Consider the following 18,093-nt stretch of genomic DNA (forward strand, 5'->3'; position numbering starts at 1 on the left):
AATTGTTATTAATTGCATAAAACAGCATTAATTATTGCAAAAAACAGCAACTATTGAAATATATTCCTACATTTGCGCCTCTAAACTTCATTATTATGTCGCATGCCATTGCAGAATTACTTCCAACAACCAACCCTGAGAACGAAGGAATTCGAAAATTTGAAAAGGTTCACACCTTGATTCATGAAAATTCTGAAGCTGCCTCCAAATATGTAGCTGAAGAAATAGCAAAGTTGATACGCCAACGCCAATCAGAGGGCAGAAATGCTGTTTTAGGTTTGGCAACAGGTTCAACCCCAACCAAGGTTTATGATTTCTTGGTTGAAATGCACCAAACCGAAGGCTTAAGTTTCAAAAATGTAGTCACCTTCAATTTAGATGAGTACTACCCAATGCTCCCTGATTCCATTCATAGCTATGTGCGTTTCATGAAAGAACATTTGTTTGACCTGATAGATATTCCTGAAGAGAATATAAACATACCGGATGGTAGTATACCAGAAAGTGAGGTAAAGGCCTATTGTCAGGCTTACGAACAAAAAATTGAAAGTGCCGGTGGTCTAGATATTCAAATTTTAGGAATTGGTAGAACTGGGCATATTGGATTCAACGAACCCGGTTCTTCACTGCACAGCAAAACTAGAATGATTCGGCTGGATCGGGTAACGAAGTTAGATGCCGCAAGTGACTTCTTTGGCCAAGAAAATGTACCTGACCGTGCATTGACCATGGGAGTAGGTACAATAATGAATGCTAAAAAAGTATTTCTTATGGCATGGGGGGAAGGAAAGTCTCCCATAATCAAAGATGCAGTAGAAGGGCAAATTCGAGAGTCTGTTCCAGCGACATTTTTGCAGATTCATTCCAATTGTGATTTTGTGCTTGATGATGCCTCATCCCAATTCCTAACTCGAGTACAGACTCCGTGGCTGGTCGGTGACTGTGAATGGACCGATACTTTAATCAAGAAATCTACCATATGGTTATCAGAACGCCTTGGTAAAGCAATTTTGAAACTTACCAACGAAGATTATAACGAATATGGTATGGGAACCCTAGTAGCCGAGATTGGCTCTGCAGAGCAGATTAACTTAAAGGTATTCAATGAGCTACAGGCAACAATAACGGGTTGGCCAGGGGGTAAGCCTCAAGCCGATGACGGTCGTAGGCCGGAACGTTCATTCCCCTACCCCAAGCGCTCGTTGATTTTCAGTCCGCACCCCGATGACGATGTAATTTCAATGGGGGGCACTTTGCTAAGATTGGTAGACCAGGGCCATGAGGTTCATGTAGCCTATCAGACATCAGGTAACATTGCGGTATTCGATGACGAAGTAATTCGATTCTTAGATTTTGCTTCTGATGCAAACGAAGACAACGATGAATTAAAGCAAAAACTACAGGATGTACGAAAGTTTTTGAGCAAGAAAACCCCAGGCCAGATTGATAGCCCTGAAATTCAAAAATACAAAGGTCTTATTAGAAAAGGAGAAGCCCTATCCGCATGTAGATATTGCGGTGTTTCAGAGAAGAATGCACACTTTCTGAACCTACCATTTTATGAAACCGGAGCAGTTAAAAAGAAACCACATTCTGAAGAGGATATTCAAATCACCTACGACTTACTTCAAAAAGTAAAACCACATCAAATATTTGTCGCTGGAGACCTTTCAGACCCGCACGGTACGCACCGTGTTTGTCTTCAAGTTGTTTTTAAAACTTTAGAGCGACTTGTAGATGAAGGAGCTGAATGGGTAAAAGACTGTTACGTATGGATGTACCGCGGTGCATGGCAAGAATGGGACATCGCTGATATGGAAATGACCGTTCCAATTGGCCCGAGGGATATGACACGCAAAATTAATGCTATCTTCAAGCACCAATCCCAAAAAGATGCGGCCATGTTTCCTGGAAATGATGAACGGGAATTTTGGCAACGTGCTGAACAACGAAATAAAGAAACAGCACAGAAATATAACGCATTGGGATTGGCAGAGTACGAAGCCATGGAAGGGTTCGTCAGGTATCATTTTTAACCGATTTAATTCTGCATTAACTTGTACAATTTGATTAAAAAACTATCATGGATGTTTCTGTTCATGATAGTTTTTTCTTGTAGTCCCTTAAAATCAAAAGCACCGCAAAAGGAGTTCAGGGGCGTTTGGATTGCCACAGTAGTTAATATTGATTGGCCCACAAAAGGAAGCGATGAAGCGCGAAAACAGAAGGAAGACTTTATCAAGCTCCTCGATTATTACGACGATTTAAATTTCAATGTCGTTATTGTTCAAATTCGTACTGCGGGAGACGCTTTTTACGATTCTAAAATGGCTCCCTGGTCCCGATTTTTGACAGGAAAAGAAGGTAATTCCAAGGCGGGTTTTGAAAATCCTTTACAATGGATGATTGAAGAGACCCATAAGCGGGGAATACAATTTCATGCATGGCTCAATCCTTATCGTGCGACCTTTGACCTTGATACTACCGTCCTATCTAAAAACCACGATTTTTTTGAACATAAAGACTGGATGGTCAAATACGGTAAGAAATACTACTACAATCCAGGGATGCCTGATGTTTGGAAGCATTTAACGAATGTAGTTGAAGAAGTGGTGGTAAACTTTGATATTGATGGTATTCACTTTGATGATTATTTCTATCCATATAAAGTTGCTGGAGAGACTTTTAAAGACTCTCTTACCCATGTTCAATTTGGTCTACCAAATCAAAATAGAGCCGATTGGCGCAGGAGCAATGTAGACTCATTGATAAAAAATGTCCATAAAACCATAAAAAGAAATAAAACTTGGGTGCAGTTCGGAGTAAGTCCGTTTGGGGTTTGGAAAAACAACACTACAGACCCTAGTGGTTCTGATACAAAGGCAGGACAAACTACATATGAAGATTTATATGCAGACCCTTTGCTCTGGATTCGAAACGATTGGTTGGATTACATCGTACCACAGGCCTATTGGAGTATGGATTACCCTGCAGCTTCCCATAAAAAAATTGCGATGTGGTGGTCGAATAAAACTGACCAAACCAATTTGTTCATGGGCAACGGAGCCTATAAAATCAGAAATAATCCAGACGAAGCGTGGGACAACAAAAACGAACTCCTAAAACAGTTAAAGCTAGCTCGTTCCATTCCTGAGGTAAAGGGCAATGTGTTTTTCAGCTCAAAATCAATTCCAAAACATCCAGACGTTTCCAAAAAATTAAAACGAAAGCTATACAAGTATCCAAGTGAGGCACCTACAAACCAAAAAATCATAAAACGTACGGTTACAGAACCTGTTATCCTTTCTAAGGATTTTAAATCATCTTTCAAGAAAATATGCATCTCGCATTTCGATTCTGTACCGAGTTATTTATCAATCTATAAAGGAAATGGAAACAAAAGTCGGCTTCGAGAATTACTAAAAAAAGTCTACCTTCCTCCAAAGGAATCCAAGCATTGTATTGAATTCAATAGCAATTCGAAAAGACTGTTTTTCGTGGTCAAAGATGCTTTTGGCAATGCAAGTCAAACACTTACAGTAACCAATTAAATATGTCCTCTATTAAAAAAGATAAATGGGCCTGGGCCTGGGTGCCCATACTATACTTCACCCAAGGGTTGCCCTATGTTATCGTTGTTACGGTATCAGTGATAATGTATAAGAAACTGGGAATAAGCAATGCAGATATCGGTCTGTATACCAGTTGGCTTTACCTTCCTTGGGTGCTCAAACCACTGTGGAGCCCATTTGTTGATTTAAAAGGCACCAAACGAAAATGGTTTCTCTGGATGCAATTATTGATTGCCATAGCCATATTGGGTGTTGGATTAACCATTTCAACTAATATCTTTTTTACAACAACGTTGGCTTGCTTCTGGATGGCTGCATTTGCCTCGGCAACAAACGATATTGCTTCTGATGGGTATTACATGATAGGGTTAACCGAAAAAAAACAATCTTTTTTTGTTGGAATACGGAGTACGTTTTATCGGCTTGCCATGGTTACCGGTGAAGGCTTGATAATCATCTTAGCAGGCTTTTTGGAAAACTACTACGGTGACAACTCAAAGGCCTGGAGCATTACAATGATGGCAACCGCATTTTTAATGCTTTTACTAACGGTTTCTAACTTTTTCGTTAGTCCGAAATTTGAAAGCTCGCAAGACATTCAAATTGAAAAGCCTCAGGGTTTTTTTGATGTTTTCGTTTCTTTTTTTAAAAAACCAAACATTGGTTTGGCTTTGGCATTTATCTTGACCTATCGCTTAGGCGAATCCCAACTTGTTAAAATGGCGGCACCTTTTTTACTTGATCCTCTGGAAAATGGCGGACTAGGCTATTCAACGGAAAAGCTCGGAACAATATTTGGCACTGTTGGGGTGGTGATGTTATCACTAGGTGGTATTCTCGGAGGAATACTTATTTCTAGGGATGGCTTGAAAAAATGGATGTTTCCTATGATTCTGTCATTAAACGTACCAAATATATTTTACGCGATTTTGGCATGGACCCAAACCACAAGCATGTGGGCAGTAACTACAACCGTGATTTTTGAGAAGTTCGGTTATGGTTTTGGATTCGCAGCCTTTCTTATGTATCTCATTTACATTGCAGAAGGAAAATCAAAAACTTCACACTATGCCATAGCAACAGGCTTCATGGCCTTGGGAATGATGTTACCCGGCATGCTAAGCGGTTTTATGCAAGAATGGCTCGGTTACAGTGGTTTTTTCATTTGGGTTGTCCTTGCCGCATTGCCAGCGGTATTCCTCTTACCTTTTTTAAAATATCCAAAAGACTATGGTAAAAAAGGCAATTCAAATGCATAATCTCCCACCACATTCTGCACTTTCAAAATCACAAAAGGTCGGGCAATTATTTATGCCTGCTGCTTTTATTAATGATACGGAGGAAGAGGTTCAAAAACTTGAAAAACTAATTCAAGAACATCATATTGGCAGCTTGTGCTTTTTTCACAGTCGCGCTAGTGCAGCAACTAATTTCGAAGGAAAGAAAGAAGTAGTCCACAATGAGAACAGCTACGACCGTTTACGCTATTTGATTGAGCGTTATCAGAGCGTAGCCACTATACCTTTACTTATTGCAATCGATGCTGAATGGGGACTGGCCATGCGTATTGAAAACACCCCCCAATATCCTTATGCCATTACCCTAGGTGCAATGCAAGACCAAGCAAGTTTGGTTTATGAAGTAGGTAAAGGAATCGCAATGGACTGCCGAAAAGCAGGGATTCACTGGAATCTCTCTCCTGTTGTGGACATCAACTTGAATCCGAAAAATCCAGTTATAGGTTACCGTTCTTTTGGGGCGAACAAAGATTTGGTCACTCGATATGCTCAAGCTTATATCATGGGGATGAAATCGGAAGGTATATTGAATTCAATCAAACACTTCCCAGGGCATGGCGATACGGCCACCGATTCGCATCTTGGACTTCCCTTAATCGCTAAGGAAAAAACAGTATTACTAGAAAACGAACTATATCCTTTTATTCATTTGATGGATGATTCTTTGGACTCAGTTATGGTAGGCCATTTAGCTGTCCCTGCCATTGCAGATGGAAAAAAAACTTCTTCCTCGGTTTCCAAAGAAATAATGACTGATTTTTTACGGGGTGAACTCGGATGGGAAGGTGTTATCATTTCTGATGCTTTAAACATGCATGCGGTGTCTAAAGAATTTCCTGAAAAGGGCGGGGTAGAACATGCTGCTTTTGAGGCAGGTAACGATGTTCTTTGCTTTGCAGATAATGTAGCGGAAGGCATTCATTTGATAAGCAATAATTCCTCAGAAGAAAGAATCGAAAGTAGCTTTAATCGATTTTGGAAACTAAAAGAAAAAGCATTTGCAAATACTTCCAATACATTAATCGATGGCTCTTATGAAGAATTAATGAAGCAACTTGCTTTTAAAAGCCTTACCATAAGCAAAGGAGACGAATCAATAATTCAATCATTTCGAAAAAATGGTTTTAAATTTCACCACTTCGGTAAATCGGGAGGATTTTTTGAAAATCAGTTTTCGTCAAATAAAATTGAGGTTACGAATAATTTGATAAGTATCGTTCCAAGGCAGGTGAAACCGAATAACAAGTTTGGATTTACCGACAAGGAACTTGAAACCTTAATCGAATTAATCCAAAATCAGAAAAGCATCATTTACCTTTTTGGCAATCCATTTGTTTTGAATCTTTTGCCATGGCAATCTGCCCTTGCTGTTGTCATCTGCTATCAAGATTTAGATACATTTCAAAAAAATGCTGCTGCGCATTTTAAGGGTAAGGTTAATGCACAAGGCAAATTACCAGTATCTTTAGGCTAACACAATATGAATAACTACAAAGTTCTAGGTATGATGTCGGGCACTTCTTTGGATGGTCTCGATATGGCACTTTGTCATCTATGGAAAGACGGTGACAAGTGGGACTTTGAAATTAAAACCGCCAAAACAATAACCTATCCGGAATGGTTGTACGGATTTCTTGCAGATGCAGTCAATCTCTCTTCCCAGGCGCACGATACACTTCATGAAACATTTGGGACTTGGTCTGGTGAAGAAGCAAAACAATTCATTATTGAGAAAAACCTTGAAGTTGATTTTATTGCCAGTCATGGCCATACTTCGCACCATAGGCCCAATCTGGGCTTAACCTTTCAATTGGGCGAAGGCCAACACTTAGCTAATGCCTCTGGCCACAAGGTAATTTGTGATTTTCGTACGAAGGACGTTAAACTAGGCGGCGAAGGTGCACCCCTTGTGCCCATTGGAGATGAACTATTGTTATCAGAATATGACTTTTGCTTGAATTTGGGGGGTATCAGCAATATGTCATTTAAAAAAAATGATGAACGTAAAGCCTTTGACATTGGGCTTGCTAACATGCCTTTAAATTACATTACCAAAAAAATCAATCTTCCTTATGACGAAGATGGAAAACTGGCTAAAAAAGGTAACCTAGACAATGGTTTGCTTTCAGCACTCAACGCTTTAGCTTATTACAAACTCCCTTATCCAAAATCTACTGGATACGAATGGTTTAAACTTGAAGTAGCACCTTTGATTGAAAAGTCTAGCGCACCAATCAATGACCTGTTACACACCTTTATCGAACATAACTGTTTTCAAATAAAGGAGGCCATTAAAAAAGAGAAAACCACAAAAAATTCTAAAATGCTGGTTACTGGTGGCGGTGCCCTTAACTCCTACTATGTTTCAGTTCTTAAAAGGCATTTGGAAGGATTGGTCGAAGTAGTAATCCCACCAAAAAAATTTATTGAATATAAAGAGGCATTGGTTTTTTCATTGATGGGCACGCTCCGCGAATTAAATGAAATAAATGTTCTTAAATCGGTTACCGGCGCAAAAGAAGACTCGTGTTCTGGTGAAATATTTCTACCAAAGAATTGATTTAAATGGTTGCCAATTTTCGTTTTCTTCTTGAAATCAAAATGATGCCAACAGAAAGAAAGCCACAGATAGAAAGTCCAATAAAAAGTGGTAGTGCGGTATCATCAAGGAATGAACCGATCCAAGAAGCAATAGGTACTGAAATCATAGTGGAAATGAACCCGTTGATTGCTGCACCGATTCCTGCAATGTGCCCAATTGGTTCCATAGCTATCGAACGAAAATTTCCCCACATAAATCCCAAACAAAAGAACTGGAAAAACAAAAAAGAGACCAATATCGCCACACTTGGATTACTACTGTTCCAAAAAAGAAGAACATATGATAAAGCGATACAACTAAAACCTATGGTAGCCGCCAACGCCAATTTTCGCATTCCAAAACGTAAAACCATGGTACCATTAGTAAACGTTGAGGAACCAATTGAAATCGCCAATGCTGCAAATAAAAAGGGGAACGCCTCACGCATACCATACTGGTCTTCAAAAATATGCTGTGCCGAGCTGAGATAAACTAAAAAGGCACCGGTAACCAGTCCAGAAATAAAAGTATAGGCTACAGTTTCTGGATACCTTAGCATTTCTTTGGTACCAGACACAAAACTCTTCAACGAAAATTTGACCTTATACTCCGGTTTTAATGTTTCTGGTTGACGCTTCCAAAACCAAATCCATAATAGAACGGCCAAAAATAGGTGCAGATAAAATATGGTTTGCCAATTAAAGATGTCTAGCACGAACTTCCCAATTGCGGGTGCTACCACCGGTACCAGAATAAAAAAAGCAGTGACAAAAGACATGACCCTTGCCATATAATCACCCTTATACGAATCTCGGATTATAGAGATTGCAATAGTTCTATGGGAAGAAAGACCAATTCCTTGCAGAATTCTTCCTACCACCATAACCTCAAGATTTGGAGCCATCAAACAAATGGCACTGGCAATACCAAAAACCACAAAACCTGCATAGACCATTGGTTTTCGCCCATATTGATCCGAAAGGGGGCCAAAGAAAAGTTGACCAAATCCAAGGCCCAAAAAAATCATGGTCACAAAGAGTTGATGCTCAGCAGGGTCATAACTTTTGATGGTCGCTCCAATATCAGGAATAGCCGGCAACAAGGTGTCAATGGCCAAGGCCACAATGGACATCAACGAAGCCATTAAAGCAATAAACTCAAAATTAGGTTTTGACGCATTTTCTTGCATCCGGCAAAGGTACGTCTACCTTAAAAATTGAGAACAATTAAGATGCCATTGTTTTGTTAATGGAATAACTTTTCCAAAAGAGGCTACAAGGGGATATTGCCATGCTTTTTCTTTGGTGTAACCACCTCTTTATTCTCGAGCATCGCAAAGGCCTTTAGCAGTTTTCTTCTTGTATTTTCGGGTAGGATAATCTCGTCAATAAAACCACGTCTAGCCGCACGATAAGGGTTTGCGAATTTTTCGGCATATTCGGCTTCTTTTTCCTTTAGTTTGGCTTCTGGGTCATCCGCAGCAGCAATCTCACGCCTAAAAATAATTTCACTAGCCCCTTTCGCACCCATAACCGCAATTTCAGCGGATGGCCATGCAAAATTGAAATCAGCACCAATGTGCTTGGAGTTCATTACATCATATGCTCCGCCATAAGCTTTACGTGTAATCACTGTAACCCTGGGTACTGTTGCTTCACTCAAAGCATAAAGCAGTTTGGCCCCATTCATAATAATGGCATTCCATTCTTGGTCGGTGCCTGGTAAAAACCCTGGCACATCAACCAATACCAAAAGTGGGATATTGAAGGCATCGCAAAAACGGGTAAACCGTGCTCCTTTAATTGAGCTATCAACATCAAGAACTCCTGCCAAGAACATGGGTTGGTTAGCTACTATCCCAATACTTCTTCCTCCTAAACGTGCAAATCCTACAATAATATTCTCAGCGTAGTCTTTATGGATTTCGTAAAAGGAATCTTCATCAATAATGCCTTGAATAACATCGTGCATGTCATAAGGCTTATTTGCATTATCGGGTACAATATTCCGGAGCTGTTCTCGTATTTCATCCCCTAATTCATACGGAATTGCTAGTGCTTTTTCTTGATTGTTTTGGGGCAGGTAACCCAACAGCTTTTTTATATCCTCTAAACAGGCCGCATCATTTGCAGCTGTCTTATGGGCAACTCCCGATTTTGATGCATGGGTATTCGCACCTCCCAACTCTTCTGAGGTGACTTCTTCATTCGTTACCGTTTTCACCACATTCGGCCCTGTAACGAACATATAACTACTTTGTTCAACCATAATAATGAAATCGGTCATTGCTGGCGAATAAACGGCACCACCGGCACAAGGACCCATTATTGCAGATAACTGTGGGATAACACCTGAAGCCTGAACATTGCGATAGAAAATATCAGCATAACCCCCCAAAGATTTTACACCTTCTTGAATTCGTGCACCACCAGAATCATTAAGACCAATAACTGGGGCACCAACTTTCATGGCCAAATCCATCACCTTACAAATCTTTTCGGCATGTGTTTCGGATAGGGCACCACCAAAAACAGTAAAGTCTTGAGCATAAACATATACCAATCTTCCATTTACCGTACCGTAGCCTGTGACCACCCCATCTCCAAAATAAACTTCCTTTTCCATTCCAAAATCAGTGGTACGATGGGTAACCATAATCCCCATTTCTTCAAACGACCCGTCGTCAAGAAGGTAATTGATACGCTCTCGGGCTGTTAGTTTCTTTTTGGAATGTTGTTTTTCAATCCGTTTCTCTCCCCCACCTAAATGTGCTAGAGCAATGCGTTCCTCAAGTTTTCTCAATTTATCATCCATTAGCTTCAGTTTGTTGGGAGTTTTAGCGTTTTTTGATCTTCAAAAAATTGCTTTAGGGCAACCAATGCTGCAATTTTTGCTTCTTCTTCTTTTGCCTTTAGTATCATTTCAGGGGCGTAGTACTTTTTCACAAAGTGGGTATCGAAATCACCGGACCGAAATGCATCATGTTTCATAACGAAGGTCCCGAATGGTAAAGTTGTCTCTACACCTTCAACTTCATAATTCTCAATTGCTTTTAGCATGAGGGCGATTGATTCTTCGCGCGTTGCACCATAGGTTATCAATTTCGATAACATAGGGTCATAGTAAATAGGAATGTCCATCCCTTCTTCAAAACCATTATCAACCCGAATATTGGCACCAACTGGTAAACGATAGCGTTCTAATTTTCCAACACTCGGTAAGAAATCATTCAATGGGTCTTCAGCATAGACACGTAGCTCCATGGCATGACCATTTATTTTTAAATCTTCTTGTTTCATAGGCAACGCCTCCCCCCTTGCCACCTTAATTTGTAGTTCAACCAAGTCAACGCCAGAAATCAATTCAGAAACCGGGTGTTCTACTTGTAATCGCGTGTTCATCTCTAGAAAATAGAAGTTGTGGTCACCATCCAATAAAAATTCCACCGTTCCTGCCCCTACATAATCACAGGCCTTGGCAACCCGTTTGGCAGCTTCACCCATTTCGCTTCTTAATTGTTCCGTTAATACCGATGAAGGGGCCTCTTCAACCACTTTTTGATGTCGTCTTTGAATGCTACATTCCCTTTCAAAAAAGTGAAGGATATTGCCATGGGTATCTGCCATGACTTGAATTTCGATATGGCGCGGTGAAGTCACATATTTCTCAATAAAAACAGAACCATCACCAAAAGCGGAAGTGGCTTCACTTATGGCACGGTTCATCTGGGATTCTAAATCTTCTTCCTTTTCCACAATTCGCATTCCTTTTCCTCCACCACCAGCGGAAGCTTTAATTAGAATTGGAAATCCAATTTCCTTGGCAATACGGCGGGCTTTCGGAACATCTGAAATGGCTTCATCAATACCAGGAACCATGGGAATGTCATACTTTTTTACAGCTTCCTTTGCTGCCAGCTTACTACCCATTACTTTGATTGCGTGAGACTTTGGTCCAATAAAAACCAGCCCAGCCTTTTCTACCGCCTCTGCGAATAAGGCATTCTCGCTTAAGAATCCGTAACCCGGATGTATACCATCGACATTAAGCCGCTTGGCGTGTTCAATAATCTTATCTCCCAACAAATACGATTGATTTGAAGGTGGAGGTCCTAGACAAACGGCTTCATCAGCAAATCTAACGTGCGGTGCATTTCTATCGGCCTCAGAGAATACAGCGACCGTTTTGATACCCATCTTTTTGGCCGTCTTCATTACCCGAATAGCGATTTCACCCCGATTAGCAACCAATATCTTTTTCATACTATTTATTCAAAGGTTATGAGGGAATGATTTTTTTCGACAGTGGACCCTTTTGTTACCGATATTTCTTTAATAAAACCATCTCTCGGTGAGGTAATCACGTTTTCCATCTTCATTGCCTCCAAAATCAATAAAGAATCGCCTTCTTTAACCTCTTGCCCAACCGAAACGGAAATCTCTAGAATAAGACCAGGCATTGGCGCTTTAATACTCCCGATTAATGCACCTTCACCAACAACAAAACCCATGTTTTCAATTAAAACATCCAAAGGATTTGAAATATCAACTTCGTACTTTGAATTATTTATTCGAATAAGGTATTTCTTGGAATAAAAATTCTTGGAATCTATTGCCACGTGATAAGACTTATCATTTCGAAGCAAATGGTATGAGGCTGAACCTGTTTTTACCAAATCCAAGTCAGTTAATTGCTCCTTGGTTAACTCGAACTCGTATTGGCCATTAACCTTGAGCTTGTGTTTTTTCTCCATAAACGTGCTACCTGATGATGTATTCAAAAATATAGAGATTTACCCTAAAAAGAGAATCCAACCAAATAGCATCACAAAGCGATTATTTCTAAAAAATCCTTCATCGCCAATGAATCGAAGGACGAAAAGCTTTTATATTGGCATCGATTAACACTTTACGAGCTTATACCAATTGTGTACTTTTGGCCTAAACTTATTTTTAAATGCTCATCATAGGAATTGCTGGAGGAACAGGCTGTGGAAAGACCACGGTTGTCAATCAGATTGTAAATGAATTACCTGAAAATGAAGTCGTGGTTATTTCGCAAGATTCCTATTACAATGATTTGGCCCATCTCACTAAAGAAGAGCGAAACCTGGTAAATTTCGACCATCCGAATTCCATAGATTTTGACCTATTGATCTCACATTTAAAAGAGTTGAGAGCAGGAAAACCAATCCATATTCCGGTATACTCCTTTGTAGAAGAAACCAGAATGCCAGAAACAATTCTAAAGCACCCAAAGAATGTTATAATAGTTGAAGGTATATTGGTTTTGGTCAATCCTGAACTGCGTGAACTATTTGATATCAAAATTTTTGTGCATGCCGATTCTGATGAACGTTTAATACGAAGACTGCAACGCGACCTTAAGGAAAGGGGCCACGATATAGATAAAGTGCTGTACCGATATCAAACTGCTGTGAAACCCATGCACAACCAGTTTATTGAACCCTCAAAAGAATTTGCAGACATAATAATTCCGAATAATCACTACAACACAGTGGCAGTAGATATCGTTCGTACCATTATAAACGAAAAACTATTGACGCCGTGAATTGGAAAGAACTAAGGGAAACCAAATGGTTCGCAATTGCGTCAAGTTCCTATTTTCTGGTTTCTTTGGCTTTTATTGTTTGGATGCTTTTTTTCGATACCAATTCGTTTAGAAACCATAAAGCGCTGCAAAAAGAAATCGATAAATTAGAACAGCAAAAAGAATTTTTGGAAACCGAAATTTCCAAAGACAAGGCTACATTGAAAAAGCTATCAGACCCAAAAGAACTTGAAAAATTCGCCCGTGAGAACTATTATATGAAAAAGGAGGGCGAGGAATTGTTCTTAATTGAATATGAGGATAGCACCAAAACGAAAGTTGAAGATTGAAAATGAAAAACGAAACGCTTTTTTCTGATTTTGACGCAGTTTCAACTAAGCAATGGAAGCAGAAAATCCAATTTGATTTAAAAGGTGCAGATTATAATGACACTTTGGTTTGGGAATCAATTGAAGGCATTAAGGTTAAACCTTTTTATGATGCTTCCGATAGAAGTAACACTACTTCTTTTTCCCTGCCTAAAGACCATTCTTGGAAAATAGGTGAAGCTATCTACACTGGAAATCCTAAACTTGCCAATGAAAGAGCCTTGCAGGTACTTTCAAAAGACGTTCAAAGCTTGGTGTTTCAAATTCCTGACGGTTCCATTTCCATGGCTGAACTATTATCGGGCATTGACTTAACCAACCCATCAATTCATTTTGAGCTCGGATTTTTAGACCCTGATTTTTTTAAAAATCTATTATCCGAATTTACGCTTGAAGGAACGAACATTCACTTTAATGTCGATATCATTGGAAATTTAGCACGCAGTGGAAATTGGTTCGACAGTCTAAAAAAGGACCATCAATTTCTTGAAGAAACAGTTCGTATTTCAAATGATTATTCCTTAACAAGCGTTCTTTCGGTCGATATGGCCTTGTATCAAAACGCTGGTGCAAATTGCGTTCAGCAATTAGCCTATGCTTTAGCACATGCCAACGAATACCTCAACCATTTTGATAATACAAAAGCGAAAGAAAAACCCGTTGTTTTTGATGTAGCAATAGGTCAAAACTATTTTTTTGAAATAGCAAAGCTTCAAGCGCTTCGATTACTTTGGCAAAATTTGAGTTCGGAATATGGACTAAATCATGATTGTCACATTAAAGCCATTCCTTCAAAAAGAAACAAAACCCTTTATGATTACAATGTCAATATGCTAAGATCTACTTCTGAGTGCATGGCGGCAATTCTTGGAGGTGCAAATACGGTTTGTAACCTGCCTTATGATGCTATTTATCATAAAGAAAATGAATTTGGTACGCGAACAGCACGAAATCAATTATTACTGCTAAAGGAAGAAAGTTATTTTCAAGAGGCAGTTCATGCAGCCGGAGGATCTTTTTACCTCAATTCCTTAATCAACCAAATGTCTGAAAAGGCATTAATTTTATTCAAGCAGCTGGAAGCCGGAGGTGGTTTCCTTGAGAATCTGAAAAATGGCACTATTCAGAGAAAAATCAAGGAAAATGCCAAAAAAGAACAGGAGTTATTTGATTCCAAAGACACCACCCTTGTTGGAACAAACAAATACATAAACGAGGATGACCGTATGAGTCAGGATTTGGAATTATATCCTTTCCTTAAAAAGAAGAAAAAACAAACAATAATTGAACCTATTTTAGAATACCGATTGGCCGAAGGCATCGAACAAAATCGATTAAAACAAGAATCATAGTTGCGATTACTATCCACCTTTATATCAAAATCAGTTAAGAAATCTTCCAAAATTTTTAAACCCCAACTTTCTTTTTCCATACGCACAACTAACAGTTTTACAAGAAGTACGCTGTAATGTTGGACAATCAGTGGAGTAACGAAAAAAACCTTTGTAGAATTTATTCAAAAGGGGTTGAAGTAAACCGTTGAAAACTATTAATTCAAACTTTAACTTCATTTAACGTAAGTTGATAAAGTTATCCACCAACTGTTAACAAATTGGGTTTTTTCTAGCGGGATTAAATTGTATTTTTAGCCCCTAACTTAACTGTAGCAATGGGCAAAATTATTGCGATAGCCAATCAAAAGGGAGGCGTGGGAAAAACCACCACTTCTGTGAATCTAGCTGCCTCGCTAGGAGTATTGGAAAAGAAAGTCTTACTTATAGATGCCGATCCACAAGCAAATGCCACTTCTGGTCTCGGTGTTGATGTAGAAAGTGTTGAAAAAGGCACATATCAATTATTGGAACACACCATGGGGCCGGAAGAAGTCGTAGTTAAGACAAATTCCCCAAATGTAGATTTGATTCCAGCGCATATTGATTTGGTAGCCATAGAGATTGAACTTGTTGATAAGGATAGAAGGGAATACATGCTAAAGCAAGCCCTGAGTGATTTAGCCAGCCAGTATGACTATGTGTTGATTGATTGTGCACCATCCCTAGGTTTATTGACACTTAATGCACTAACTGCTGCCGACTCCGTCATGATACCTATTCAATGTGAATATTTCGCTTTGGAAGGATTGGGCAAGTTATTGAATACAGTGAAAAGTGTTCAGAAAATACACAACAACAATCTTGATATAGAAGGCATGCTACTAACCATGTACGACTCAAGGCTACGTTTGTCCAATCAAGTTGTTGAAGAAGTGCGAAAACACTTTGCTGAAATGGTATTTGATACCATTATTCAACGAAACGTAAAACTAAGTGAAGCTCCAAGTTATGGGGAAAGTATCATAAAATATGATGCAAGCAGTAAAGGAGCGGCCAATTATTTGAATTTGGCCAATGAAATTTTGAATAAAAACAAGGAGAAAGTTTAATGGCAAAGGCACAAAAAAAACAGGCCCTCGGTAGAGGGCTTTCTGCTCTTTTAAAGGATCCTGAAAACGATATTCAATCCAGTTCAGATAAGAATGCTGATAAAGTGATAGGGAATGTAGTTGAATTGGACCTTGCTTCAATTGAAGTGAATCCATTTCAACCACGTACCAAATTTAACGATGACGCTCTAGAAGAATTGGCGAGCTCCATTCGAGAACTCGGAATAATTCAACCGATAACCGTTCGCAAGCTAGATTTCAACAAGTATCAACTGGTTTCTGGGGAGCGTAGATATCGAGCTTCGAAAATGGTTGGTCTGGAGACAATTCCAGCATACATTAGAATTGCCAATGACCAAGAATCGCTTGAAATGGCCTTGGTTGAAAATATTCAACGTCAAGACCTAGATCCTATTGAAATCGCGCTTTCTTATCAACGATTGATTGACGAAATAAAAATAACACAAGAAAAACTAAGTGACCGAGTAGGAAAAAAAAGATCTACAATCACAAATTACCTTAGATTATTAAAGCTACACCCGTCCATTCAAAATAGTATGCGTGATGGTGACGTAAGTATGGGGCATGGTAGAGCATTAATCAATATTGACAAAGAAAAAGATCAATTACAGATTTTTGATAGGGTGGTAAGAAGTGGGCTTTCTGTCAGGGCAACGGAAAACTTAGTAAAAGCATATAAAAATTCTGATAATAAAATTCAGAACATAAAATCTTCAAAAAGTTCTATTCCCGAATTTATAATCAAGAATATTGACTCAATAAAGAAAAATCTTGATGTAAAAGTTGACATCTCGGCAAATGCCGATGGAAAAGGTAAGATTACGATTCCGTTCAATTCTGAAAAAGAATTCAAAAGACTAAAAAAAATACTGGCTGGTGACTAAAGTTAAAATAGTCATATTCTTCTTTTTTTGCTTTGGACTAATGGTGAGTGCCCAAGTTCAAGATAGTATACCTGATAAGGGTGCTGACTCTATCAGAACCGATTTAAAGCGTCGTGGCATTGTTATTCAAGATGGACAGCTTGAGAAAAAAGAAATAAATCCTTTAGCCCCTGCCAAAGCTGCATTTTTATCAGCGATTCTACCAGGTATGGGTCAAGTCTACAACAAACGATATTGGAAAGTACCATTGGTCTGGGGGGCAATGGGAGCTGCCATATATGGGTATTCCATAAATAATACCCAGTATAATCGAGTACGTGATGCTTTTAAAAAGAGACAAGCGGGTTTACCCGAAGAGTTTTCAGACGGTATAGTTCCAGATTTGTCAACTGATGCATTACAAGACTCTCAAGAAAGATTTCAGCGTGATAGGGATTTGATGTTGTTGCTTACCATTGGAGCTTATGCATTGAATATAATCGATGCGAATGTTGACGCACACCTAAAACAATACAATGTTGATGATCGCTTAGGTATTGACTTCAAGCCTTTTATTGATTATAACGAGATGACAGCACAGCCGTACTATGGCTTGGCATTTCAAGTTAAATTTTGATTCATGAAAATTGCTTTATTTGGGTATGGTAAGATGGGCAAAATGATTGAATCTCTTGCCCTAGCTCGAAATCATGAAATTGTCGCAAAAATTGATATTGACACCGTTGACATCCCGTACAACGAAATTGACATCGCCATAGATTTCAGCACACCTGAAGCGGCATTTCAAAACATTACCGAATGTTTTAAAAATAATATCCCAGTCATTAGTGGAACCACAGGTTGGCTATCAAATTATGAAGAGGCGATTGCTATATGTGATAAAAATAACGGAGCATTTATTTATGCATCGAATTTTAGTTTGGGTGTGAATTTGTTTTTCGAACTGAATCAAAAACTTGCAAAAATGATGCAGGGCGTCTCTGGTTATAGAACAAGCATAGAGGAAATACACCATACCCAAAAGTTGGACGCACCTAGTGGAACGGCAATAACCCTGGCAGAAGGTATTTTAGATAACTCAGCGTATAAAACATGGAAGCTTGACGGCGAAAAAGAACAAGAGCTTTCAATTCACTCGATTCGTGAGGGCCAAGTTCCCGGCACCCATACCATAGCATACAAGAGTGAGGTAGATAGCATTGAGATAAAGCATACTGCACATAATCGTGAAGGATTTGCATTGGGAGCAATAATAGCTGCGGAATGGTTGGTCGGAAAAACTGGGGTTTATTCTATGAAAGATGTGTTAAACCTATAGGAATACGTAACAAAATTTAACTTTACCACACTAAGAA

At 39.1% G+C, this 18,093-nt stretch carries 16 protein-coding genes; 12 read left to right on the plus strand and 4 right to left on the minus strand.

Features of this window, described 5'->3' with window-relative positions; all coding sequences use genetic code 11:
- Positions 1–95 precede the first annotated feature (95 nt).
- The 5 genes from nagB to HCU67_RS12690 are packed head-to-tail and all read left to right on the plus strand — an operon-like array spanning position 96 to position 7,430.
- Positions 96–2,036, plus strand: coding sequence for a glucosamine-6-phosphate deaminase (gene nagB, locus HCU67_RS12670; protein ID WP_168552977.1), 1,941 nt, complete (start codon positions 96–98; stop codon positions 2,034–2,036).
- A 30-nt stretch (positions 2,037–2,066) separates the two neighbouring features.
- Positions 2,067–3,551 (plus strand): glycoside hydrolase family 10-like protein, encoded by a 1,485-nt coding sequence (locus HCU67_RS12675; protein WP_168552978.1) that lies wholly within the window; start codon positions 2,067–2,069, stop codon positions 3,549–3,551.
- Between the two features lie 2 nt (positions 3,552–3,553).
- A complete protein-coding gene (locus HCU67_RS12680; RefSeq protein ID WP_168552979.1) occupies positions 3,554–4,831 on the plus strand; it encodes an MFS transporter in 1,278 nt (425 codons plus the stop codon).
- A complete protein-coding gene (locus HCU67_RS12685; RefSeq protein WP_246865778.1) occupies positions 4,803–6,344 on the plus strand; it encodes a glycoside hydrolase family 3 protein in 1,542 nt (513 codons plus the stop codon). Before HCU67_RS12680 ends, HCU67_RS12685 begins: the two co-directional genes overlap by 29 nt.
- Positions 6,345–6,350: 6 nt before the next feature.
- The gene (locus HCU67_RS12690; protein WP_168552980.1) at positions 6,351–7,430 is read left to right on the plus strand and encodes an anhydro-N-acetylmuramic acid kinase; all 1,080 of its coding nucleotides are present in this window, start codon (positions 6,351–6,353) and stop codon (positions 7,428–7,430) included.
- Position 7,431: 1 nt separating this feature from the next.
- On the opposite strand, the gene HCU67_RS12695 is transcribed toward HCU67_RS12690, so the two are convergent.
- The 4 genes from HCU67_RS12695 to HCU67_RS12710 all read right to left on the minus strand — a co-directional run bounded on the left by HCU67_RS12695 (position 7,432) and on the right by HCU67_RS12710 (position 12,231).
- Positions 7,432–8,640, minus strand: a complete 1,209-nt coding sequence (locus HCU67_RS12695) for a multidrug effflux MFS transporter (protein ID WP_168552981.1) — start codon at positions 8,638–8,640, stop codon at positions 7,432–7,434.
- 83 nt (positions 8,641–8,723) lie between these two features.
- Positions 8,724–10,265: an acyl-CoA carboxylase subunit beta gene (locus HCU67_RS12700; protein WP_168552982.1), complete on the minus strand. Its 1,542-nt coding sequence runs from the start codon at positions 10,263–10,265 to the stop codon at positions 8,724–8,726.
- A 5-nt stretch (positions 10,266–10,270) separates the two neighbouring features.
- The gene (locus tag HCU67_RS12705; protein WP_168552983.1) at positions 10,271–11,713 is read right to left on the minus strand and encodes an acetyl-CoA carboxylase biotin carboxylase subunit; all 1,443 of its coding nucleotides are present in this window, start codon (positions 11,711–11,713) and stop codon (positions 10,271–10,273) included.
- A 5-nt stretch (positions 11,714–11,718) separates the two neighbouring features.
- Positions 11,719–12,231, minus strand: coding sequence for an acyl-CoA carboxylase biotin carboxyl carrier protein subunit (locus HCU67_RS12710; protein ID WP_345890712.1), 513 nt, complete (start codon positions 12,229–12,231; stop codon positions 11,719–11,721).
- Positions 12,232–12,407: 176 nt separating this feature from the next.
- Between HCU67_RS12710 and udk the strand changes: the two genes are divergently transcribed.
- The 7 genes from udk to dapB all read left to right on the plus strand — a co-directional run bounded on the left by udk (position 12,408) and on the right by dapB (position 18,056).
- Positions 12,408–13,022 carry a uridine kinase gene (gene udk, locus HCU67_RS12715; protein ID WP_168552984.1) on the plus strand — a complete coding sequence of 205 codons (615 nt, stop codon included), beginning with the start codon at positions 12,408–12,410 and terminating at the stop codon, positions 13,020–13,022.
- Positions 13,019–13,351, plus strand: a complete 333-nt coding sequence (locus tag HCU67_RS12720) for an FtsB family cell division protein (protein WP_168552985.1) — start codon at positions 13,019–13,021, stop codon at positions 13,349–13,351. Before udk ends, HCU67_RS12720 begins: the two co-directional genes overlap by 4 nt.
- A 2-nt stretch (positions 13,352–13,353) precedes the next feature.
- The gene (locus tag HCU67_RS12725; protein WP_168552986.1) at positions 13,354–14,742 is read left to right on the plus strand and encodes a methylmalonyl-CoA mutase subunit beta; all 1,389 of its coding nucleotides are present in this window, start codon (positions 13,354–13,356) and stop codon (positions 14,740–14,742) included.
- Between the two features lie 317 nt (positions 14,743–15,059).
- Complete coding sequence (locus HCU67_RS12730) at positions 15,060–15,833, plus strand: ParA family protein (RefSeq protein WP_168552987.1); 774 nt, start codon at positions 15,060–15,062, stop codon at positions 15,831–15,833.
- Positions 15,833–16,738: a ParB/RepB/Spo0J family partition protein gene (locus tag HCU67_RS12735; RefSeq protein WP_168552988.1), complete on the plus strand. Its 906-nt coding sequence runs from the start codon at positions 15,833–15,835 to the stop codon at positions 16,736–16,738. The genes HCU67_RS12730 and HCU67_RS12735 overlap by 1 nt, the downstream gene beginning before the upstream one ends.
- Positions 16,731–17,354 carry a DUF5683 domain-containing protein gene (locus HCU67_RS12740; protein ID WP_345890713.1) on the plus strand — a complete coding sequence of 208 codons (624 nt, stop codon included), beginning with the start codon at positions 16,731–16,733 and terminating at the stop codon, positions 17,352–17,354. Before HCU67_RS12735 ends, HCU67_RS12740 begins: the two co-directional genes overlap by 8 nt.
- Before the next feature lie 3 nt (positions 17,355–17,357).
- Positions 17,358–18,056 carry a 4-hydroxy-tetrahydrodipicolinate reductase gene (gene dapB, locus HCU67_RS12745; RefSeq protein ID WP_168552989.1) on the plus strand — a complete coding sequence of 233 codons (699 nt, stop codon included), beginning with the start codon at positions 17,358–17,360 and terminating at the stop codon, positions 18,054–18,056.
- Positions 18,057–18,093 lie beyond the last annotated feature (37 nt).

The organism is Croceivirga thetidis, from assembly GCF_012272815.1.
In the GTDB taxonomy this organism is placed as follows: Bacteria; Bacteroidota; Bacteroidia; order Flavobacteriales; family Flavobacteriaceae; genus Croceivirga; species Croceivirga thetidis.